The organism is Burkholderia sp. Bp9142, from assembly GCF_003853415.1.
GTDB lineage: Bacteria > Pseudomonadota > Gammaproteobacteria > Burkholderiales > Burkholderiaceae > Burkholderia.
On the sequence record NZ_QTPP01000047.1, the window covers coordinates 29,630 to 51,911 of the forward strand.

Annotated in this window: 16 protein-coding genes and 1 pseudogene; all 17 read right to left on the minus strand. The window is 64.6% G+C overall.

The window, feature by feature from the left end:
- Nucleotides 1-68: 68 nt before the first annotated feature.
- Nucleotides 69-3,590: a pyruvate carboxylase gene (locus DIE22_RS33250; protein WP_124607056.1), complete on the minus strand. Its 3,522-nt coding sequence runs from the start codon at nt 3,588-3,590 to the stop codon at nt 69-71.
- Nucleotides 3,591-4,170: 580 nt separating this feature from the next.
- A complete protein-coding gene (locus DIE22_RS33255) occupies nt 4,171-5,172 on the minus strand; it encodes a LysR substrate-binding domain-containing protein (RefSeq protein WP_124499371.1) in 1,002 nt (333 codons plus the stop codon).
- A 526-nt stretch (nt 5,173-5,698) separates the two neighbouring features.
- A complete protein-coding gene (locus tag DIE22_RS33260) occupies nt 5,699-7,192 on the minus strand; it encodes an aldehyde dehydrogenase (RefSeq protein WP_124607057.1) in 1,494 nt (497 codons plus the stop codon).
- A gap of 16 nt (nt 7,193-7,208) precedes the next feature.
- Nucleotides 7,209-8,540, minus strand: a complete 1,332-nt coding sequence (locus DIE22_RS33265; protein ID WP_124607058.1) for an NAD(P)/FAD-dependent oxidoreductase — start codon at nt 8,538-8,540, stop codon at nt 7,209-7,211.
- 6 nt (nt 8,541-8,546) lie between these two features.
- Complete coding sequence (locus DIE22_RS33270) at nt 8,547-9,434, minus strand: dihydrodipicolinate synthase family protein (RefSeq protein WP_124607059.1); 888 nt, start codon at nt 9,432-9,434, stop codon at nt 8,547-8,549.
- Nucleotides 9,435-9,594: 160 nt separating this feature from the next.
- Complete coding sequence (gene glyA, locus DIE22_RS33275) at nt 9,595-10,890, minus strand: serine hydroxymethyltransferase (protein ID WP_124499375.1); 1,296 nt, start codon at nt 10,888-10,890, stop codon at nt 9,595-9,597.
- Between the two features lie 128 nt (nt 10,891-11,018).
- On the minus strand, nt 11,019-11,900 hold the full coding sequence (locus DIE22_RS33280) for a glycine betaine ABC transporter substrate-binding protein (RefSeq protein WP_124499376.1): 882 nt from the start codon (nt 11,898-11,900) through the stop codon (nt 11,019-11,021).
- Between the two features lie 153 nt (nt 11,901-12,053).
- Nucleotides 12,054-12,938, minus strand: a complete 885-nt coding sequence (locus DIE22_RS33285; protein WP_124499377.1) for an ABC transporter permease — start codon at nt 12,936-12,938, stop codon at nt 12,054-12,056.
- Nucleotides 12,935-14,224: a glycine betaine/L-proline ABC transporter ATP-binding protein gene (locus tag DIE22_RS33290; protein ID WP_124499378.1), complete on the minus strand. Its 1,290-nt coding sequence runs from the start codon at nt 14,222-14,224 to the stop codon at nt 12,935-12,937. Before DIE22_RS33290 ends, DIE22_RS33285 begins: the two co-directional genes overlap by 4 nt.
- A gap of 440 nt (nt 14,225-14,664) precedes the next feature.
- A pseudogene (locus DIE22_RS33295) lies at nt 14,665-14,892 on the minus strand (anthrone oxygenase family protein); the annotation flags it as partial.
- Nucleotides 14,893-15,094: 202 nt separating this feature from the next.
- Nucleotides 15,095-15,967, minus strand: coding sequence for a hypothetical protein (locus tag DIE22_RS33300; RefSeq protein WP_124607060.1), 873 nt, complete (start codon nt 15,965-15,967; stop codon nt 15,095-15,097).
- A 38-nt stretch (nt 15,968-16,005) separates the two neighbouring features.
- Nucleotides 16,006-16,851, minus strand: a complete 846-nt coding sequence (locus tag DIE22_RS33305; protein ID WP_124607061.1) for a peptidyl-prolyl cis-trans isomerase — start codon at nt 16,849-16,851, stop codon at nt 16,006-16,008.
- A gap of 78 nt (nt 16,852-16,929) precedes the next feature.
- Nucleotides 16,930-18,729, minus strand: a complete 1,800-nt coding sequence (locus tag DIE22_RS33310; RefSeq protein ID WP_124607062.1) for a ShlB/FhaC/HecB family hemolysin secretion/activation protein — start codon at nt 18,727-18,729, stop codon at nt 16,930-16,932.
- On the minus strand, nt 18,726-18,866 hold the full coding sequence (locus tag DIE22_RS38405; protein ID WP_185640747.1) for a hypothetical protein: 141 nt from the start codon (nt 18,864-18,866) through the stop codon (nt 18,726-18,728). The genes DIE22_RS33310 and DIE22_RS38405 overlap by 4 nt, the downstream gene beginning before the upstream one ends.
- 3 nt (nt 18,867-18,869) lie before the next feature.
- Entirely contained in the window at nt 18,870-20,906 is a 2,037-nt protein-coding gene (locus tag DIE22_RS33315) for a filamentous hemagglutinin N-terminal domain-containing protein (RefSeq protein WP_124607063.1), read from the minus strand.
- An 88-nt stretch (nt 20,907-20,994) separates the two neighbouring features.
- Nucleotides 20,995-21,519, minus strand: a complete 525-nt coding sequence (locus tag DIE22_RS33320) for a DUF4410 domain-containing protein (RefSeq protein WP_124607064.1) — start codon at nt 21,517-21,519, stop codon at nt 20,995-20,997.
- A 397-nt stretch (nt 21,520-21,916) separates the two neighbouring features.
- Nucleotides 21,917-22,273: a hypothetical protein gene (locus DIE22_RS33325; RefSeq protein WP_124607065.1), complete on the minus strand. Its 357-nt coding sequence runs from the start codon at nt 22,271-22,273 to the stop codon at nt 21,917-21,919.
- Nucleotides 22,274-22,282 lie beyond the last annotated feature (9 nt).

Sequence of the window (22,282 nt, forward strand, 5' to 3'; positions counted from 1 at the left end):
CCCGGGCGGGTGGCGTTCCCGCCACGATCCCCGCCACGGTCAGCACGGACAACCGCTCACGCCAGGACTCATTGCGTCGGGTCTTTCAACTCGATCAGCAGATCCTTCGCCGCGACCCGCTCGCCGACCTTCACGTGCACGGCCGCGATCTCGCAGTCACGCTCCGCCGCGATGTGCGTTTCCATCTTCATTGCCTCAAGCGCGATCAGCGTCGTGCCGGCCGTCACGCGCTGGCCCGGCTGCACGGCCACCGTCACCACCGAGCCCGGCATCGGCGCGGCGACATGCAGCGGATTCGCCGGATCGGCACGCTGCAGGCCATGGCGCTCCTTGCCCGCCTGCACGACCGTCTTCTGCTCGACCAGCGCGGAACGCGACTGGCCGTTCAGCTCGAACAGCACCTTCACGATGCCGTCCTGCGCATCGGCGTGCTGGCCCTGCAGCGACACCAGCAGCGTCTTGCCCGGCTCGATGTCGATCGCCACTTCCTCCTGCGGCTGCAGGCCATACAGGAACGCCGACGTCGGCACGACCGACGTGTCGCTGTACGCGCGAACGTGCGCGTAATAGTCGACCGTCTGCTTCGGATACATCAGGTAGGACGCCAGTTGCCGGTCGTCGAGCGGCTGCTCGCACGCGGCCTCGGCCTGCTTGCGCACCGTGTCGAGATCGACCGGCGGAATCTGGTCGCCGGGACGATACGGCGCCGGCGGCTCGCTCTTGAGCACCTTGCGCGACAGGTCCGCCGGGAAGCCGTCCGGCGGGAAGCCCAGCTCGCCCTTGAACAGCGACACGACCGACTCGGGGAACGCGAGGTCCTTGTCCGGGTTGCGTACGTCGTCCACGCTCAGGTCGTTCGCGACCATCATCAGCGCCATGTCGCCGACCACCTTCGACGTCGGCGTGACCTTCACGATGTCGCCGAACAGATGGTTCACGTCCGCATACGCGCGCGACACCTCGGTCCAGCGATGATCGATGCCGAGCGAGCGCGCCTGCTCGCGCAGGTTCGTGTACTGGCCGCCGGGCATCTCGTGACGGTAGACGTCGGCCGTGCCCGCGCGAATCTCCGATTCGAACGGCGCATAGTAGCGACGCACGCCCTCCCAGTACATCGACGCTTCGTGCAGGCGATCCTGATCAAGCCCCGGATCGCGTTCGCTGCCGGCCAGTGCGGCCGCGATGCTCGACAGGTTCGGCTGCGACGTGAGGCCGCTCATCGCGTCGAGCGCGCCGTCCACCGCGTCGCAGCCTGCCTCGACCGCCGCGAGCACCGACGCCGCGGCGATGCCGCTCGTGTCGTGCGTATGGAAATGCACCGGCAGCCCGGTTTCCTCCTTGAGCGCCTTCACGAGCGCCGCGACTGCCCGCGGCCTGCAGATTCCGGCCATGTCCTTGATGCCGAGCACATGCACGCCGGCCTGCTGCAGCTCGCGCGCGATGCCGACGTAATACTTGAGGTCGTACTTCGAACGCGACGTGTCGAACAGGTCGCCGGTGTAGCAGATCGCGCCTTCGCAGAGCATCCCGCTCTCGCCCACCGCGTCGATCGCCACGCGCATGTTGCGCACCCAGTTCAGCGAATCGAACACGCGGAACACGTCGACGCCGGCACTGGCGGCCTGCTGCACGAAGAAGCGCACGACGTTGTCCGCGTAGTTCGTGTAGCCGACCGCGTTCGAGCCGCGCAGCAGCATCTGGAACAGGATGTTCGGCACGCGCTCGCGCAGCAGCGCGAGCCGTTCCCACGGGTCTTCCTTCAGGAAGCGCAGCGCGACGTCGAAGGTCGCGCCGCCCCAGCATTCGAGCGAGAACAGTTGCGACAGCTCGCGCGCGTAGAACGGCGCGATCGGCAGCATGTCGGCCGTGCGCATGCGCGTCGCGAACAGCGACTGGTGAGCGTCGCGCATCGTCGTGTCGGTCAGCAGCACCTGCTTCTGGTCGAGCATCCAGTTCGCGAACTTCTCGGGGCCAAGCTCACGCAAGCGATCGCGTGTGCCGGCCGGGATCGCCACGGCCGTATCGATCTTCGGCAGCACGGGTTTCGACAACGGCAGCGCCGGCAGCGTGCGGCCGCTCATCTCGGCGTTGCCGTTCACGTTCAGCTCGCCGAGATAGCGCAGCAGCTTCGTCGCGCGATCGCCGCGCTTCGCGAATGCGAGCAGCTCCGGCGTCTTGTCGATGAAGCGTGTCGTCGCGTCGCCCGCGATGAAGGCCGGGTGGTTGATCACGTTCTCGAGGAACTGCAGGTTCGACGTGACACCGCGAATCCGGAACTCGCGCAGTGCGCGATCCATCCGGTGAATCGATTCGGCCGCCGTCGGTGCCCACGTCGTCACCTTGACGAGCAGCGAGTCGTAGTACGGCGTGATCACCGCGCCGCCATACGCGGTGCCGGCATCGAGGCGCACGCCGAAGCCGGCCGCGCTGCGGTAGGCAGTGAGTCGCCCGTAGTCGGGCAGGAAATCGTTCTCCGGATCCTCGGTCGTGATCCGGCATTGCAGCGCGTTGCCGTTCAGCGGAATCGCCTGCTGTTCCGGCACGCCGGCCGCACGTTCGACGAGCGTGCCCGCGCCATCAATGACATCGTCGGCCAGACCAATCCGCCCGCCTTCCGTGATGCGGATCTGCGCCTTCACGATGTCGATCCCGGTGACCATCTCGGTCACCGTGTGCTCGACCTGGATGCGCGGGTTCACTTCGATGAAGTAGAACTGGCCGGTGTCGGCGTCCATCAGGAACTCGACGGTGCCGGCATGCGTATAGCCGACCGCGCGCATGAGGCGCAATGCCGCTTCGCAGAGTTCGGCGCGACCTTCGTGATCGAGATACGGCGCCGGCGCGCGTTCGACGACCTTCTGGTTGCGCCGCTGCACCGTGCAGTCGCGCTCGTACAGATGCACGACCGTGCCGTGCGTATCGCCGAGCACCTGCACCTCGACGTGCCGCGCATTGCGCACGAGCTTCTCGACATACACCTCATCGTTGCCGAACGCGGCCAGCGCCTCGCGGCGCGCGACAGGCAGCAGGGTCTCGAGGTCCTGCGCGCTTTCGAGCACGCGCATCCCGCGTCCGCCGCCGCCCCAGCTCGCCTTCAGCATCAGCGGATAGCCGACTTCCTCGGCCAGCGCCTTGCATGCCGCGAGATCGTCCGGCAGCGGCGCGGTCGCGGGCATCACCGGCACGCCGGCCGCGATCGCCGCGTTGCGCGCGGCCACCTTGTTGCCGAGCGTGCGCATCACGTCCGGCGACGGGCCGATCCAGCGAATGCCGGCATCGATCACGGCCTGCGCGAAGTCGGGGTTCTCGGACAGGAAGCCGTAGCCGGGATGGATCGCGTCGACGTTGGCCTGCCGCGCGACGCGCAGGATGTCGTCGATGTCCAGATACGCGGCGAGCGGCTTCCTGCCTTCGCCGATCAGGTAGCTTTCGTCCGCCTTGAAGCGATGCAGCGCGAGACGGTCTTCCTTCGAATAGATCGCCACCGTGCGGATGTTCAGCTCGGCGGCGGCACGCATCACGCGAATCGAGATTTCCGAGCGGTTCGCGATCAGGATGGACTGGATGGGGGTAGGCGTCACGGCAGCCATGGATAGTGAAAAGTTGAATTGAACTCGCCGATGCGCCGTCCGCCGCCCGGTTGCTTCGCTGGGCGGCATGCAGGCCTTGCATCGGTCATTCGCGGTTGCATCGTCCCGGCTTTCGCCAGCCAACATGTTCGCCATATCGCACGACTGTGGCTATAACCGTCGCGACGACGAATGGTATTCAGCCGACCAGCCGGAAATAAGGGAGCGGCTCCCAAGCCGGTCGCCGGTCCGGTTCGTTTCATCCGGAAAGACCGGTCATGTCGCTCCATTAATGCAAAAAGCAGGCCACATCGAATATCGAACGGACGGCGTTGATGGACGGTGTCCCGACGCGAAACCCGGCCCCGTATCGGCTCACATACGAAATCGAGGTTTCAATTCTGAAATCCGGCCGGCCGCGAACATCCGCGGTATCTCATGCGCAAGGAATGCGCGTCTCATTGCGCGGGCAATCGAACTGCCGCCGGCACTTGACCTGCCGGACCGCGGCCTCGGGACGCCCGGCTTGCGCGCGGCAAACCAGACATAAGGCAGCCGGCGCAGGTCTCACCGGATGGACGCATGGTGCCAGGACAGCGTGTCATTGCCCGATCTCGACGCCCGCATCGAGCCAGCCGCGCATCATCACGCCGACCTCGTCGCTCAGCCACTGCCGGAACAGCCGATACTCCGGGCGCGGCTGCGCATTCCGGTGCGTGATCAGGTAATGATGGCGATCGCGAAACACCAGCACGTCCTGTACCGGCCGCATCAGGATGCCCTGGTCGATTTGCCGGTGCACGAGGTGATGCCAGCCCAGCAGCGTGCCCTCGCCGGCCTCGGCCTGCGCGACGAGCAGCCGGTAGTCGTTGCTTTCCAGATGCTTGTTCTCGGTCAGCGTGTCGGTGCCGTCGCTCTGCTGGAACCAGTTGCGCCACACGCGCCAGTCGACGTGCTCGCACACCTGCGCGCGGCCGAGCATCGACAGGTTCAGGGTCGGGCACGACAGCAGGTCCAGCGGCTTGAGCGACCGGCCATGAAAATGACGTTCGTGAAACGACGGGCTGCACACCGGGTACACGATGTCGTGAAACAGCGGCTCGACTTCGAACTCGGCCTCGCGCGGCGGGTTCTTCGTGATGATCACGTCGGGCTCGATGAGCCCGTCGAGCTCCATGAAGTGCTCGGTGACGATCACGTGCAGCCGGATATCCGGAAACTGCTCGCGAAACGCCGGCAGCCGCGACGACAGCCACAGCGCCGAGAACGTGTGCGACACGCAGATCATCAGCGCGTGCTTGTCGGTACGGCGCACCGCCTCCGCCGCCTCGGCGATGTTCATGATCGACAGATACGACGCGTTGTAGAGAATCCGTCCGGCATCCGTCAGCGCGATATGCCGGCCGGTCCGCTCGAACAGCGCGACGTCGAGCGAATCCTCGAGCTCCTTGATCTGCCGGCTGATCGCGGCCTGCGTCACGCACAGCACCTCGGCCGCCTGGGTGAAGCTTTCGTAGCGCGCCGCCGTCACGAAGCACCGCAGCGCCCGAAGCGACGGCATCTGCGCGAGGAGTCGGTCTGCAAACAATTGCTTCTTCAACATGGCTTTCACTCTCAAACGGGGGTCGGACGCGGCGCCGACGAACCCGTCGTCCGCAGCCTGCCGGCTGCCCGCGGGCCGTGTCATCGCAAACCTTAATTATCCGAATATTGCAGCTTGCGTGCCAGCCGGGGTGGCTGGCAACGGCGGCGGCGCCGAAGCGGCGTCACGACGACGTCATTGTCGATCGATTGTGCACCGCATCGCCATTATCGGAAGCGATGATCGGGACTGCAAGACGAACGGCGAACCGGCATGCCCGTCGGCCGCGCCGCCCCCGCACCGCGCATTTGCGCAGCGCACCACCTGCCAGGCCGGGCCGTCACGGCAGGCAGCCGGACGCACCGCCGTTCGTCGCGCGCGGCTTGCGTGGCTTGCGCCGGCCGATCGACCGGCGGCCGTGCTCGCGCGGCATGGCGCAGGGCGGCATCGCGGTCAAGCCGAGGCGTGCGTGAAGCGGCCGCAGCCGCTGCGCGCATGCCGCCGGCCAGGCCGCGCGGGCCCGGCGTGCGGCGCATCCGGCGCGCGCTCAGTCGAGCTTCAGCCAGGTGGTCTTCAGCTCGCAATACTGATCGTGCGCGTAGACGGACTTGTCGCGCCCACCGAAGCCCGACTGCTTGAAGCCGCCGAACGGCGTCGACAGGTCGCCTTCGCCGAAGCAGTTCACCGTGACCGTTCCCGCGCGAATCCGCGCGGCGACCTTGTGCGCGCTGTTCACGTTGTCGGTCCACAGCGACGCCGCCAGCCCGTAGCACGTGTCGTTCGCGATCCGCACCGCATCGTCGACGTCGTCGTATTCGATGACGCACACGACCGGCCCGAACACCTCGTCGCGCGCGATGCTCATTTCCGGCGTCACTTGATCGAAGATCGTCGGTTCGACGAACCAGCCGCCCGTCTCCGCGAGGATCGCGTGCCCGCCGCACACCACGCGCGCGCCTTCCGCCTTCGCCTTCTCGATATGGCCGAGCACCTTCTCGTAGTGCTTCTGCTCGATCAGCGCGCCGAGCTTCACGTCCGGGTCGAGCGGATCGCCGGTCTTCCAGCCGGCGAGCACGGCCTGGATCTTCTCCAGCAGTTCTGCCTTGCGGCTCGACGGAACGAGGATCCGCGAGCCGGCGCTGCAGTTCTCGCCCATGTTCCAGAACGCGGCCGCAACCGCCTGTTCCGCCACCGCATCGAGGTTCGCGACGTCCGGCAGGATCACCTGCGGATTCTTGCCGCCGCACTCGAGCACGACGCGCTTCAGGTTGGTATCGGCCGAGTAGTGCAGGAACCGCTTGCCGGTCGCGGTCGAGCCGGTGAACGCGATGAGATCGACATCCGGATGGCGGCCGATCGCCTCGCCGGCTTCGCCGCCGAACCCGGTGACGACGCTGAACACGCCCGGCGGCACGCCGGCTTCCAGCGCGAGATCGGCGATCCGCAGCGTCGACAGCGACGTCTGCTCGGCCGGCTTCACGACCACGCTGTTGCCCACCGACAGCGCGGGACCGATCTTCCACGCGAGCATCAGCGCCGGGAAATTCCACGGCAGCACGGCGCCGACGACGCCGATCGGCTCGCGCGTGATCATGCTCACGACGCCCGCACCCGACGGCGACAACGCGTCGTAGCGCTTGTCGGTCACTTCCGCGTGCCAGCGAATGCACGCGGCCGACTCGGGAATATCGAGCCCCAGGCATTCGCCGATCGGCTTGCCGGCTTCCAGCGCCTCGAGCAACGCGAGCTCCTCCGCATGCTCGTCGATCAGCTGCGCGACGCGCAGCAGCACTGCCTTGCGGTGCGCGGGCGCGGCCTTCGACCAGACACCCGATTCGAACACGTCGCGCGCGGCCGCGACCGCCCGCTCGACGTCCTGCTCGCTGCATCGCGCCACCTCGGCGAGCACCTTGCCGGACGCGGGGTTGAGCGTCGCGAACGTCTCGCCCGACGCCGCCGCGCTACGTTGCCCCGCGATGAACGCGCGCCCGTCGAGCGACAACGCATTCGCCTGCTGTTTCCAATCCTGATGGGTCGTCATGTCATTTCCTCAATCATCAAAGCTCGGCACCGGCCGAGAATTCCTTGGCCCAGATCGTTGCCGACACGGCCAGGTCGACGATCGGTCGAACCGGCAGCGGGCGCGGACGCGGCTGCTTCAGCAACTGCTGCACGAGGCTGTTCGATTCGCCGAGCGCATGTTCGGCGATCAGCTTGCCGGAGGCCGACCCGCGGCTCAGGCCGAGGCCGTTGCAGCCGATCGCCTGGTAGAGGCCGTCGTCGCGCTTGCCGAACAGCGCACCGTTGTTGGCGGACAGGCACAGCGGCCCGCCCCACGTATATTCGAGCTCGACGCCGCCGAGCATCGGGAAGCGGCGCTCGAACGAGCGCTGATGCAGATGCCGCGACTTCGCGAGATCGGCCTGCGACGCCTTCACGTCCGGCCGGAACGCGAAATGGTTGCGCACGCAAATGCGGTTGGTGATCAGCCGCCGCACCGTCGTGCCCATCGGATCGGCCGGAATCAGCGACCACGAGCGCGTGCCGCCGAGTTTCGCCACTTCGTCGGGATTCATCGGGCGCGTGAGCGACGCGAACGTGTACACCGGCAGCAGGCCGTTCGAATGCATGCCGAAGGTCGCCGCGTACGCGTTCGTGCACAGGATCACCTGCTTCGCGACGATCGTGCCGCCGGCGAAGTGCAGCACGCGTGTGTCGCCCCGAGGTTCGATCCGCGTGACGGGGCTGAGCTCGAACACCGTCACGTTGTCCGGTTGCGTCGCCGCCAGGCCGCGCATCAGCGCGGCCGGCTGCACCGTGCTGCAGCCGGGCGTGAACAGTGCGCCCGTGTAGAAGTCGGTTCCGGTCACCGCCTGGATCCCGGCCTGGTCGAGCCATTCGAACGCTTCGCCGATGCGGGTCAGTCCGTCGGCAAAATGCGCGAGCGCGGCGGCGCCCTTCTTGTTCACCGATGCGTGGAATTTGCCGTCGTCGCGCCAGTCGCAGTCGATGCCGAAGCGCCGCACGATCGCGCGCACATAGTCGATGCCGTGCCGCTGAAACCGCACGTCGGCGCGATCCTCGTCGATGCTGCGCGAGTAGCTTTCGCTGCTGATGTCGTGCGGCAGGTCGACGAAGAATCCGGAATTGCGCCCGGCCGTCGTGCGTCCGATCCGGTCGGCCTCGACGAGCGCGATCGACGCGCCGGGCGCGAGCTCCGCGAGCCGGCGCGCCGCGCAAAGGCCGGTGATGCCGCCGCCCACGACCACCCAGTCGAACCGGCTGTCGGATGTGACGGCCTTCGCTTCCTGCGCCGGCGGCAGGGTCTCCCACCACCCGTTCGTCCCGTCCGGCGCCGGAAACCGCGCGAATTCCAGATTCGAGCCCATGATGGATTACCCGGCGTCGCGCAGCAGCGGTTTCACGAGCTTCGCGAACGCGTCGCGCTCGTCATCCGACAGCGCGCCGAGCGGTGCGCGGGCGACGCCGACCGGCAGGCCGGCCAGCTCGCAGCCGTAGCGCACGTACTGGATGAACTTGCCGCTGCGCTCGAGCAGTTCGAGCACCGGCAGCAGTTGCGCCATCAGCTTGCGGCCGGTCGCGAAATCGCCGCGCTTCACACAGGCGTCGAACAGCTCGGTGTGTGCTTCCGGCAGGAAGTTCGACGCGCCGCCCACCCAGCTGCGCGCGCCCCACGCGAAGAACTCGAGCGCCTGGTCGTCCATCCCGCAGCTCAGCACGAGCCGGTCGCTGAAATGCGTCGACAGATGATGCAGGTGCGCGATATCGCCGGTGCTTTCCTTCATCGCGACGAAGTTCTTGCGCTCGAGCAGCGTCTCGAGAATGTCGTCGCCGATTTCCGTGCCCGTGCGGGCCGGGAAGTTGTACAGCATGATCGGCATGTCGAGCGCGTCGTCGACCGCGAGCAGGTGCGCGAGCAGTTCCTGCTGGGTCGGCTGCGCGTAGTACGGCGCCGCAACCAGCAGCGCGTTCAGTCCCGCGCGTTTCGCTTCGCGGCCGAGGCGCAGCACCTCCTTCGTCGTCGTCGCGTTGATGCCCGCGGTCAGGAACGTCTTGCCGCCGGCCGCGGCGGCAACCGTGTCGAACGTGCGCACGCGCTCGTCGAAGCTCAATGCGTAGTATTCGCCCGTCGTCCCGCCGATGCTGAGGCCGGACACCCGGCCCGCGAGATTGGCCGCATGGCGGCCCAGCAGTGCATGATCGATTTCGCCGTCCGCGTCGAACGGGGTGACCAGCGGTGTGTGTACGCCCTCGAAGCTCATTTTGATTCCTCATTCAGGTGGGTGCGCCGGGTTCTCGCCGTCGAGCGGGAAACCGGCAATTTGACAAAACGCCGTCGGCGCGTCGCGGCATTCGCGCAGCCACGCCGATCGATTCGCTACGTGATCGGAACGATGTTCAGGTCCGGCGCCGATGCCGGGATCAGGCGAATGCCTCCACATGCGCATAAATGGGGAACTGGCTGCACAGGTCGCGCACGCGGGTCCGCACCGAGCGCTCGACCGCTTCGTCGCCGCCCGGATCGCGCTTGAGCGCCGCCAGGACTTCGAGGATCATTTCCCCGATCTGCTCGAACTGCGCGGGTCCGAAGCCGCGCGTGGTGCCGGCCGGCGTGCCGAGCCGGATGCCGGACGTGACCATCGGGTTTTCCGTATCGAACGGAATGCCGTTCTTGTTGCAGGTGATGCCGGCGCGCTCCAGCGCCTTCTCGGCCTGTGTGCCGGTAATGCGCCGCGAACGCAGGTCGACCAGCAGCAGGTGGTTGTCCGTGCCGCCCGTGACGAGCGAGAGGCCGCCGGCCGTCAGCACGTTGGCGAGTGTCTGCGCGTTGCGCAACACCTGGTCGATATAGCGCGTGAACTCCGGGCGCAGCGCCTCGGCGAACGCCACCGCCTTTCCGGCGACGACATGCATCAGCGGGCCGCCCTGCAGCCCCGGAAATACCGCCGAATTGATCTGCTTCGCGATCTCGGCGTGGTTCGTCAGGATGAAGCCGCCGCGCGGGCCGCGCAGCGTCTTGTGCGTCGTCGACGTCACCACGTCGGCGAACGGCACCGGGTTCTGGTGCCGGCCGGCCGCGACGATGCCGGCGATGTGCGCCATGTCGACCATCAGCTTCGCGTCGACGCTGTCCGCGATCTCGCGAAATGCGGCGAAGTCGAGCGCGCGCGGATACGCGGAGTAACCGGCGATGATCAGCTTCGGGCGATGCCGCTCGGCAAGCCGGCGCACGTCGTCGTAATCGATGCGCAGCGTGTCCGGGCTCACGCCGTACTGCACCGCGTTGAACCACTTCCCCGACAGCGCGGGCCGTGCGCCGTGCGTGAGATGGCCGCCCGCATCGAGGGACATGCCCATCACCGTGTCGCCGGGCTTGACGAGCGCGAGCATCACCGCGCCGTTGGCCTGCGCGCCCGAGTGCGGCTGGACGTTCGCCTGCGCGGCGTCGAACAGGGCGCACGCGCGATCGATCGCGAGCGACTCGATCCGGTCGACGTGGTCGCAACCGCCGTAGTACCGCCGGGACGGATAGCCTTCCGCGTACTTGTTCGTCAGCACGGTGCCCTGCGCCTCCAGCACCGCCGCCGACGCGATGTTTTCGGACGCGATCAGTTCGATCTGGCTCTGCTGGCGACGCAGTTCCAGTGCGATCTCCGATGCGATCACCGGATCCCGGCTCTGGAGCGTTTCGGAAAAAAATCGGGCGTTCTCGTTCACTTGGTGACTCCGCGGCGCGAATCGTTACGTGCTGCATGAACTGCATGTACCGCATACCGCAAGGCCGGCGCCCGCGTTGGGGCCCCGGCCGTCGGCATCGGGCGACATGCGTCGCCGGTAGCGCGGCTTTACTGCTGCAGCCAGGCCTTCAGCTTTTCCGGATGGGCATCGACGAACTTCTTCGCGGCCGTCGCGTAGTCGTTCGTGGTGTTGCCTTCGAACTCGATGGCTTCGACGTCGGCCAGCGTCAGCTTCAGGTGCTTGAAGAACACGTCGGCACGCGGGAACTTGCCGGCGAACTTCTTCGATGCGAACGCGTGAACCTGCTCTTCACCGCCCAGCGTGCCCTTCGTGTCCTTCAGGTAACGCATCTGCCACTTCTGGAACAGCCAGTGCGGGCTCCACACCGTCGCGACGATCCACTGCTTCGACTGGTACGCACGCGACACGCTCGCCAGCATGCCGGCCTCGCTCGACGCCTGGAGGTTGTAGCCGTCCAGGTTGTAGGTCTTGATGGTCTTCTCCGACGCCTGCATCAGGCCGCCGCCCGGCTCGATGCCCTGGATCGTGCCGTTCAGCTTGCTCTTGACTTCCGGCTTGTTCAGGTCGGCGATCGACGACAGCTCCGATTCGGGAACGTAGGTCGGCACGGCCCAGCCGTTCCTGCCGCCGGTATAGATGATGCCGACGTCATCCAGGTCGTTCTTGTACTTTGCGTAGTACGTCCCGTGCGTGACCGGCAGCCAGCCGCCGACCATGATGTCGAGATCCCCGCGCGCAACGCCCTGGTACTGGATGCCGATGTCAGCCTGAACGAACTGCACGGGCTGCTTGAGTTGCGTTTCCAGCACGTACTTCGCGACGTTGGCCACCGCGAGCACGTCCGCCCAGTTGGTCACCGCGATCTTGACCGGCTCGGCGGCCGACGCCGCTCCCACACCTGCGCTGCAGGCAACCACCGTCGATACCGCGAGTTTCGCCAGAAGCGATTTGAACGTATGGGTATTCATCTAGTACTCCTTGTTAATCACGCGAGTCTTTCAAGGATGAGTAACGCCTTCGATCGGCGTTGCTGGTCTCCACGCACTGCTACACCGGTTCCGCCGCGGCACCGTGGCCGCAGCGCTTCATGTTCCGTCAACTGCCTGCGGCTGCCGAATCCGTCAGGTACGTGCCGCGCCACGCGGGCCGGCCTTGCCTGCACGCGCGGCCGGCCGCGCCTTCTTCTTCGCCTTCACGCCGAAGCTCTCCGTCAGCCGATCCAGCACGATCGCGAGCAGCACGACGCCCAGCCCGCCTTCGAAGCCGATCCCGATGTCGAGGCGCTGGATGCCGCTCAGCACGTACTCGCCGAGGCCGCCCGCGCCGATCATCGACGCGACCACCACCATCGACAGCGCCATCATGATCGTCTGGTTCACGCCGGCCATGATCGACGGCAGCGCGTTCGGCAGCTGGATCTTCCACAGAAGCTGCCAGTCGGTGCTGCCGAACGAGCGGCCGGCTTCGATCAGTTCCTCGCGGACTTGCCGGATGCCGAGCGTCGTCAGCCGCACGACGGGCGGCATCGCGAACACGATCGTCGCAATCACCGCCGGCACGCGTCCGAGGCCGAACAGGATCACGGCCGGGATCAGGTACACGAACGCGGGCATCGTCTGCATGAAGTCCAGCAGCGAGCGCAGGATCATGCCGATCCGGTTGTTGCGCGCCCCCCAGATCCCCAGCGGGACGCCGATCACCAGGCTGAAGAACGTCGCCGCGGTGACGAGCGCGAGGGTCGAGACCGTCTGTGCCCACAAGCCCATGTAGTGAATGACGAGCAGCGCGAGGCCGACGAAGATCGAGAACACGATACCGCGGCGCCACAGCGCGAGTCCGACCAGGATCACGACCATCGCGATGAACGGTACGGCGGCGAGGCCGTCCTCGAGCAGTTTCACGACCGCGCCGAGCCCGGCCGAGAAGGTGTCGAAGCCACCGCGGAAATGCAGAAACAGGAAATTGACGAAATTTTCCGCGAACTTCCCGATCACCGACGAATTCATGCTGCCCTCCGTTGCATCATCTGCTTGAGTATCGTCCGGCAGGACACGACGCCCGCCAGTTGTCCCGCTGCGTCCGTCACCGGCACGTCGTGCTCCTGGGTCAGCGCGATCGATGCGAGCTGGTGAAGATCCGTATCGATCGAAACCGCGTTGAAGTCATGCAGGAACGCCTCGCGAATCGGCCGCGCGCCCGACCGGTGCAGCGTGGCCGGCGTGACGCAGCCCAGATATTGGCCGGCCTCGTCGCACACGTAGCCGCATTCCGCGCCGCTGTCGATCAGCTGGTTCAGGTAGCGGTCGGACGGCGTGCCGGCATCGCACCGAAGCAGCCCGCGCTCGACCGTCGTCATCATGCTGGATGCCTTCAGGAAGCGCGATACGTCGACGTTGCGGAAGAAGTCCTGCACATACGCATCCGCCGGCGTCTGGATCAGTTCGGCCGGCGTGCCGACCTGGATCAGGCAGCCGTCCTTCATGATGCCGATGCGCCCGCCGATCTTCACCGCTTCCTCGATATCGTGGGAAATGAACACGATCGTGCGCTGCTCGTCCTTCTGCAGGCGCAGCAGTTCGTTCTGCATTTCGAAGCGGATCAGCGGGTCGAGCGCGGAGAATGCCTCGTCCATCAGCAGGACCGACGGATTCACCGCCAGCGCACGAGCCAGGCCCACGCGCTGCTGCATGCCGCCGGACAATTCGCTCGGCAGCAGCTTCTCGTACGACCCGAGGCCGACGCGCTCCAGCGCGGCGCGTGCAACCTCGTAGCGCTGCGCTTTCTTGATCCCCGCGACCTCGAGCCCGTACGCGATGTTGTCGATCACGGTCCGGTTCGGCAGCAGTGCGAACGACTGGAACACCATCGCCATCTTCTGGCGCCGGACGTCGCGCAGCTCCGGCGTCGACATCGGGGCGATGTCGCGGCCTTCGAGCACGACCTGCCCGGAGCTCGGCTCGATCAGCCGGTTGAGCAGGCGAACCAGCGTCGATTTGCCGGAGCCCGACAGGCCCATGATCACGAAGATCTCGCCGGCCCTGACGCTCAGGCTCACGTCGTTGACCGCCACCATGTTGCCCGTTTCGGCGAAGATCTCGTTGCGCCCGACGCCGCGCTTCATCATTTCGATCGCACGCTCGGGCTTCGGACCGAAGATCTTCGACAGGTGCTTGACGGTCAGGATGTCGGTTCCGGTCGCGATACTCGACCGGGCGAGCGACGGCGCACCGTCGGTGGTGATTGCTCCGGGGGGAACTACGTCGCCCGGTGCAAACGTCAGATTTGGGGCCATTCTGTCATCCCGACTGGGTGGTGATGGAAACCGCGAACTTCGTACGAGTCGCCTTCGATTGCCCGCTTGTTGCGTGGGTTCGATACGCTCCTGCGCGGTTGACGGCGCTGATGCAGTGATTGCAGCGTATCAATCCAATTTCGTCGTTCCAGATACATTTTCTGTGCGCTTTCCCATACCTTTGGTAATGCATCGAAAACGTGCGGAAAAGTGCGCATGGCGACGACCGGCAGAATCGGGGCGAGAGCCAATACCGGCGCGGCTGAGCGGGATCACGCGGAAATCGCGGCAAGGTGGTGCACGCGGGGCGCAGGATCGTGCGCTAGGGGAAAATCCCGACGGTGGTGCATCAGGGAAACTACCGAGAAAACCGGCGCGCGACGGTGCAGACGGCAGTCGAGGCGGCTCGGATACGAAGAATCGGCGGTCGAGGAAGGACGCTACCGCGCCGCAATCCCCGCGACGAACAACACGCAAGCCGCCACCGACGCTACCGTGCGCACGTGATTCCACCGCGTCCAGTCGTGCGCATAGCGCGCCCACAACGCCGCACCCTGCGCGGTTGCCGGATCGGCCGCGGCGAGCGCCTCGTTGAGCGGCACGTTGACGGCCATCCTCCCGCAACCGATCGCCGAACCCCAAAGCAATGCGGAAGCCACGAACGCGATCATGATGATCGGTACTCGACGCGTCGCCGCACCGAGCAAAGCCCGCGGCCGCGCGCTGAAGTTATCGCCCTGGATCGGCAACGCGTTCGTGCACGGGACCTGGTTGACGATCGTGCGCGCGTTTCGTCATTTGCGGCATTGAAAGACGCTCGCACGATTCGTTCGATTTCATCGGCCTTCTGCGTGCCAATTCAGCGTTCTCTTACTTCTGGCTGGCACTGGCTGATTGAGAGACGCCTCGGCCGGTCAGCAACGCGTTGCGGAACTGTGGCACGAAACTCATGAGGGCCTCGTCGATGCCCTTGATCGCGTTGGGCAAATCCTTTACCAGATCGGTATAGAAAGGATAGATATAAGGGCCATCCCCCTTTGCGTCCTGGGCGAAGGTGGAGCCTGTATTCTTGTTGACGCCACCCCCGCCAGAGCTCGGGCTTAGATGACCAGGGATCGGATAGAAGATGTTTTGCGAAAAAATCGGCTCGAACGTCTTCGCCGAAAAAATTCGAATCTGGGTATTTACCGATCGGACATACGGCCAACCCAATCCGTTTGCGCCGTAACCCGTATTGGCCGGCGCGATCAGAATTGCATCCGCTCCCGTGTACGCGTCGCCTTTCAGCACCGGATGCAGCCAATCCCCTGCAATTTTGGGCATGCCGGCCTGACCAAGATCGATTTCCTTCACCTGGTAGCCTTGTGCCCGTAGCTCGCCCTCCAATGCCTCAATGTACTTGCGGTTCAGCCCGGTATCGCCCAGTTCGCTCTTGACGAGACTGTTGAAATCCTTGTTGGTACGAGTCGATACTGCCGCCGTCCCTCCGGCGATCGCGCCGCCAACCGCGGCGGCCAACAGACCCACCCCAGGAATCGGAACGATGACCGGCCCCCCGGCCGTAGCGGCAAAATACACGGTTGGCCTCGACACATCGACCGCAATTGTCTTGATCGACGACATTTTTTGCGTATCGAGGTCGAATTGAGGTGTCGATGCACACGCACCGAGCACCACACTCGACGCAACGATCGCAACTGTACAGCGCACCCGCATTTTCGTTTTCATTTCAATACTCGCCATTTTCTTCACTCGATGTTGAAGTTCACCGGTGCGCCCCCTTACTGCTGAATCGTCGCACTCTTCAACAACCCGCCGACAAACTGCGCACTCGCCTTCTCCAGCGCAAGCGCCTCGAGCTGCTGACGGATCGTCGGCTGCGCCTGATTGAACGCCGGCACCTGCGTCGGCCGCTTTGCATCGAGCTTCACGATCGCGCGTGCACCGTCGACCGGAATCGACTCGGGTGTCACAGCGCCGGCAGGCAGCTTTTCAAGCGCCTGCGCGATCGCGACCGGCAGGCCGGACGTCTTGCCTTCCGTCGCCGGCGTCTTGAAGCTCACCCACGGCAGTTCCCCGCCCGTATCGCGGCTCGGTGCGATGCTGTATTGACGCGCAAGTCCTTCAAACGCTTTGCCCGCCTTCAGTTCGCTCAGCACGGTCGCTGCCGTCGCGGCGTCGCGAACCACGATCAATCGCGGCTTGTACTCGTTCTTGCCGAGCGACGCGACGATCTCGTCGTAACGCGACTTGACTTGCGCATCCGTTACCGGCTCCGGCTTCACGTTGTCTTTCAGATACAGCTGCGTCTCGGCGTTGGACTTGGCTACCTGCATCGCCGCCTGGACTTCCGGCTTGCTGCCATAGTTCGCTTTCTCTGCTGCCTGCTGGATCAGCACGCGGGCAATCAGTTGATTCTTGATTGCTTGACGCATCTGCGGCGTATCCGGCTGCCGTGTTGCGTGCAGCACTGCGTCGATTTCCGCCTGGGTGATCGCGGTGCCGTTTACTGTCGCAACGGTGCCCGTTGCTTGGGGTGGCGCGGACGTCTGTGCAAGTGCCGAACCAGTCAGTGCCGCGGCAAGGGCAAGTGCCGATAGCGTGCAGCTCAGTTTCGTTTTCGTCATCGTTTCGAATTTCCAATAAATGAGCGCACAAACACGTCCTGCGCAAATGCGCGCCGTCCGGGTAGCCGATACAGTCGATCAGTAGTTCCAGTTCATCGTCGCCAACACCAACGTTGCCTTCGGTCCGAGTGCAGCCGGCTGCGTCAGCGCACGCCCGACCAGAACCTCGCCTGAAAGGAACTGCTTGTGCCATTGCCATTGCGCGCGCAATCCGGCGCCCGCGCCGGCGAGTGTCGGGAAACCCGGTATCGCGACAAGACTCGCCTTGCCCGCGTCGACGAACACATACGGTTCGATTCGGCCGTCTTTCCATGCCGGTGCGTTCACCCATGCGAGTTCGTTGCGCGAGTACAAACCCCGATCGCCGGCGATTTCGCCTGAGCGAAAGCCCCGCACGGTATCCATCCCGCCGAGATATAGCTGCTCGGATCCGAACAGCGCCATGTTCGTGTATTGACCGCCGAGCACGCCCCGGTATGCGAGCAGTGCATGACCGATCTTCGGCAACGGCAACGTGAAGGCGGCGGTCGCATCCACCTTCGTGAACTGGCTGTGTGCCTCGTCGCGCGTGATGCCATGCGGATCGTGATTCGCGCCGAACCACGGCAGTCCCTGCGACACCCCGCCGTTGAGCGTGAAATTGCCTTGCGCGTCATTCATCACGAACTTGTGCAGCCAATTGCCACCGAGGCGGAACACGGCGACACGCTGCGGATCGAGATCGATGCCGTTGACCTCGCGATCGGTACGGCGCCAGGACACCGTCGCATCGATGCTGGTGATGTCGCTTACGGTCCGGCTGACCAGGTAGTTCCAGCCGAAGATGTGCGACAGCGTGCGGCCGTATTCGAGTGCGGTCGTGCCGATCAGTTGCTGGTATTCCGAATCGGAAATCGTGTAGCTGAAGGTATGGCGACCGAACGGCACGGCGAACGAGCCGACGATGGCGTTGCTATCCAAGCTGTCGAGGAAATTGACGCTCAGCGATTCCTGCAGACCTAGCAGATTGTCGGCCTCGACGCCTGCACGATAACGCGTCACGCCCGTCGCCGAGCTGCCGTAGTTGTCGACACCTAACGTGTAGTAGAGGCGATCGCCCGATTGGTTGCCGATGTCGACGATCGATTCGCCCGGGCTCTGGCCGGGGAGAATCTGGACCGTCGCCTGATTGCGGCGCAGGCGGTTGATCTGTGCGACGCCCTGATCGATGTCGGACAGACGCAGCGGATCGCCTGGCGCCGCCGGAAACGCGTTCTCGTAGCCTGCGTCCGTGAACCAGCCACCACCCGACGAATGCTCGTCCGGCTTCAGCCGGTGGATCGGCACACCGTTGATCGTGAAGCCGGCGATCCGGCCAACCTGGATCGTGACCGTCAGCGTGCCGGTCGCGAGGTTCTGCGGACCGAGCAACGCGCGCGTCGTGGCAAAACCGGCTTCGACGAATACGTCCGTCAGCCGCTTCAACAGAACGTTGACACGATGCGAACCGAGATCGTGGTTCGCGAAAGGCGCGACGACCGCTCCGAGCTTCGCTTCCGAAATGCCGCCGGGTGGAACGAACGGTTTGCCATCCGGCGCTTGCAGCACGATCCGGTTGACCGGGAAGGTCGGTCCGGATTCCTTGATCGCATCGACCGGCATATCCGACGGAATATCGAGCGTCGTCTCGGTCGTCGGCGCGACCGTGATCGATGCGGGCGGCTGCTCGAGCTGGCGTTGGCGCGCCTGTTCACGCTGCTGCTCGATGATCAGTTGCGCCGGATCCTGCACGGGGCGACCTGCCGGAGGCGGTGTTTGCGCCTGCACTGGCACATGGAGTGCGGCGAGGCTCGCGACCAGCAGCGGCAGCTGCAGTCGGGGGAATACGCGTGGTTTCATCGTGGTTGTGCGTGCAGGTGCCCGAGCTTTGATGCAGCCGTGCCGGTGAGGTCACCCTTCGACGCGGCAATGACGATCACGAAGGCAAGGAGGGCGACAACCGCCAGCCCGAGTCGATTTATTTTTCGATCGTCCATCGGTTAGCGCCACCACCACGTCGTCAGGCCGAGATGCTGGTCGATCTGGACAGGCGTGCGCGACGGCGCGCGCACCGTGGTGATGCCACCGGCCGCCGTGACGCCCTTCCCGCCGCTGAACGAGCCACCGTCGATCACGCCGTCGCCGGTCAGCGTCACGCTGCCGTTCGCGCTAAAGCCACCACCCACGTCCATTGCGATGATCTGCGCCCACGTGCTGCCAAAGAACGCCTTGAAACCGCGGTGCTGGTTGATGGCCGAGTAGCCGGTTACGCCTTGCGCATAGGTCACGGGGGCATCGACCTTGATGTCGCCGGTTGCGAACACATTGCCGCCGACGTTACTGGCCACCGTACCGGCCTTGATGCCGATGTTGCCGCCTGCCTGGATCGTGCCGCCGTATGGCGTGACGTTGCTTGATGCGTCGGCGTGGCAGAAGATCCAGCAACTACGCGTATAGCTGGCTTGTCCCGTGAAGACCGCAGCATTGGTGAAGTTATTTTGCGCGGCAATGTTGACGTCGCCGTCGTTCGATTGAACGATTCCGCCGGCATTCGTGAAGTTGCGGCTCGTGATCGTCACCGGGCCGTGCACGGCCGCGATATAGGCGAGTTGGTCGGGATTGCTGACGGTCCCATAGTCGACGTTGAAGCCGCTCGTCGTATGCGTGAAGAACAGGAAGCTGCCGCCGCGCTCGGTGTACGCAGTGGGCTGACCGCCGTTCGTGCCGCCGGTATGGTCGATGATGTTCTGGACGTCGCCGGCGGCCGTCAGGCTCACTGCGCCGTTGGACAGAATGCGAGCGTTGTCGTTGATGATGTTGCCGCCGGCGGTCAGCTTTGTCTGGCCATTGGCTGCGAAAACGATTCCGAGATTATTCGCGCTCGAGCGGTTCGTGATGTCGCCTGCGGCGGTGAGAATCACGTCGCCGCCGGTCCTGGTGCCGTCGCTCGCCGTAGAGCCGGCCTGAATGAGGCTGCCGGTGTTTGTGATTGCACCGCTGCTCGTCAGGGTGACCGTGTTGCCTGCGCTCAACGTCGTCGAGCCTGTGGCGTCATCGGTCAGGGTGATGTCGCCGGCCTGAACGGTCGTGTTGTTTGCAGCGGTGACCTGTGCGCCCTGCAGCGACACGGTTCCGGACGTCGTCAGCGCGACGTCACGTTCCGCTTTCACGGAACCGTCGGCGATTGTAATGTCGCCGTTCGCTGCGACAACGACGTCGCCGGCGTTCGCGTAGACCTTGCCGAGGCTGTGCACGCCGGCTCCCTGGTCGGTGACGATCAACTGCACGCGGCCGGCCGTGAGACCACCGGCCGCGGTGATGTCGATCGCGACGGCATTGTTTTTCGTGCCGGGAGACGTCGTGCCGGTCAACCAGTCGTGGCCGTTGTCGGACGGGGAGAAGCTGGTGTCGTAGGTCGACTTGCTATCGCCCACGATCGCACGTATGCCGCTCGTCGAACTGGTGAAGTCATTTGTCACTGGGCCGTTGATGCTCAGCTGTTTGGCAATCAGGTCGAGGTTGACCAGCGTGCCGGACAGGCCGCCAGGGCCGATCGCGATACCGCCACGATTCGTCGTCAGTGCGACGTTGCGTTGAATGACGCCCGGTGCGATCGTGAGATCGTTGAAGCTGACCTGGCCAGTAGACAGCACGACGTGGCCCGTGTTCGTGAAGCTGCCGCCATCGACGGTGATGCCGTTCGGGTTCGCAAGAATCACGTTCGCGCGCGGGCCGAGCACGTTGATATTGCCCTGGATCAGCGACGGGTTCGTGCTCGTCACCTGGTTGACGATCGTGCGCGCATTGATCCCGACGTTGTTCAGGTCCGCACCCGCTTTCGAGACGTTGAACGACGAATAGGTGTTATTCGACACACCGCCGACGGTGGGCGCAATGGTGACGGTCTGATGGCCGCTCGCGTCAATCGATACCGACGTCGCGGTGCCGCCGTCGGGCATAATGCCAGCGGCGCGTGCCGGGCCAATCAGGCTCGCCCACGTCAACAACAAACACAGGGGTAATTGTTTAATGCGCATATCGCGCGCGTCCCGTAATACGTAATTCGGGCGACGTTCTCGAAAGGCAAAATCGCATTCCGGACGGACCGCCGCTGCGGCGGCAACGTTATTTCACACTCGATGGTCGAGTAGTTTGCTCAGTCACGATCGGCACCCCTGCCAGCTCAGCGATACCGTTGGCCGTCTCAACGCCCACGTCTTCGGCAACCACATCGATGCCGTTCAAGGCCGAATGCGCCGAATCCTCAACCGGGAAGCTCGCATTCGATACGTCAACCCGTGCCTTGATATGGTCTCGCCCAGCCAGAACGCCCAGCATGAAACGCGCGACGTTCGAGCGCGTGCTGTACTCCTGGATCGTGATCTTGACCGGTACACCCGTTGGTGACACCGGAATACCGTTCTTGGAGGCTTGCTTGTCGAACGCCTCGATCAGCCCCGCCTTCACGGCGGCGCTTACTTCCTGCCCATTCGGATCGATCGTCGGTTCAGCCACACCTTGCTTCAGCGCCGCCTTCAGCGCTGAATCGGCGACATGCGACGTATCCATGTCCGGGTTCGTGGCAGCACATCCAGCCAGGACGACAAGCAATCCCGCCATCGCGGGATAAATGATTTTTCCGGTTTTCAATTAAGCATCCTTATTTTTTTAACATCAGCTACATTGCTATCGACTCATTGTGCTGAGCCTGAACACCTTCGACAGCAGGTCATTTTTCCCCTGTGGTCGGCGGTATTGTTCTGCGCCGCTATCGCACCAGCCATCGCGTTCTGTCCCCAAGTCCGGCAAGACCACCACCTGCAAGGGGCGCAAATGCATCCAGTGCCGTGATCTGCCCCTGATCGAACGGCGCATGCATCGGGTCAATCGCGTCAAGCGCCAGCGGCGACAGCACCGCACTCGTAGCCCCGCCAATCGCACCGCCACCACATCCCTGTCCAGTAGCGGCACCAGCTGCACAACCGAGTACCGCGTGCGCCGCCACGTAGCCGAGACCGGCACCCTGCGTCTGATAGTCCCGGCCGCTTCACCACACATTCCAAACCTGACCGGAACCGTCATCAAGAAGTACAGCCTCCGGTCCCGATCGATCCTCATCCCGAAGACTAATCTCGACTGACGAACCGTCGCTAAAAGAGAGCGTCATGTGCTCCTCGGTCTCTTCTGCCGAGTTGACCGTGCATCCGATCCTTGCGCATAGCTCGTCTCGATAACCACGCCCACCCACTGAATACCGCTCGTTGCCCGTCAGAACAATGGGCCATACGTAGGCATTCAGCAACGGGCCTTCGAAATGGAGTTGCACATAATCACGAACAAACGTCACCGCCCCAAGCTCACGCCCCTCTAAGAGCTGCAAGATCTTCTTCGTGCCTTCAACCATCGTACTCAC

Coding starts and splice junctions, on each gene's coding strand:
- DIE22_RS33250 (WP_124607056.1), bottom strand. CDS start 3,590: ATGGCTGCCGTGACGCCTACCCCCATCCAGTCCATCCTGATCGCGAAC.
- DIE22_RS33255 (WP_124499371.1), bottom strand. CDS start 5,172: ATGTTGAAGAAGCAATTGTTTGCAGACCGACTCCTCGCGCAGATGCCG.
- DIE22_RS33260 (WP_124607057.1), bottom strand. CDS start 7,192: ATGACGACCCATCAGGATTGGAAACAGCAGGCGAATGCGTTGTCGCTC.
- DIE22_RS33265 (WP_124607058.1), bottom strand. CDS start 8,540: ATGGGCTCGAATCTGGAATTCGCGCGGTTTCCGGCGCCGGACGGGACG.
- DIE22_RS33270 (WP_124607059.1), bottom strand. CDS start 9,434: ATGAGCTTCGAGGGCGTACACACACCGCTGGTCACCCCGTTCGACGCG.
- DIE22_RS33280 (WP_124499376.1), bottom strand. CDS start 11,900: ATGAATACCCATACGTTCAAATCGCTTCTGGCGAAACTCGCGGTATCG.
- DIE22_RS33285 (WP_124499377.1), bottom strand. CDS start 12,938: ATGAATTCGTCGGTGATCGGGAAGTTCGCGGAAAATTTCGTCAATTTC.
- DIE22_RS33290 (WP_124499378.1), bottom strand. CDS start 14,224: ATGGCCCCAAATCTGACGTTTGCACCGGGCGACGTAGTTCCCCCCGGA.
- DIE22_RS33300 (WP_124607060.1), bottom strand. CDS start 15,967: ATGGCGAGTATTGAAATGAAAACGAAAATGCGGGTGCGCTGTACAGTT.
- DIE22_RS33305 (WP_124607061.1), bottom strand. CDS start 16,851: ATGACGAAAACGAAACTGAGCTGCACGCTATCGGCACTTGCCCTTGCC.
- DIE22_RS33310 (WP_124607062.1), bottom strand. CDS start 18,729: ATGAAACCACGCGTATTCCCCCGACTGCAGCTGCCGCTGCTGGTCGCG.
- DIE22_RS38405 (WP_185640747.1), bottom strand. CDS start 18,866: ATGGACGATCGAAAAATAAATCGACTCGGGCTGGCGGTTGTCGCCCTC.
- DIE22_RS33315 (WP_124607063.1), bottom strand. CDS start 20,906: ATGCGCATTAAACAATTACCCCTGTGTTTGTTGTTGACGTGGGCGAGC.
- DIE22_RS33325 (WP_124607065.1), bottom strand. CDS start 22,273: ATGGTTGAAGGCACGAAGAAGATCTTGCAGCTCTTAGAGGGGCGTGAG.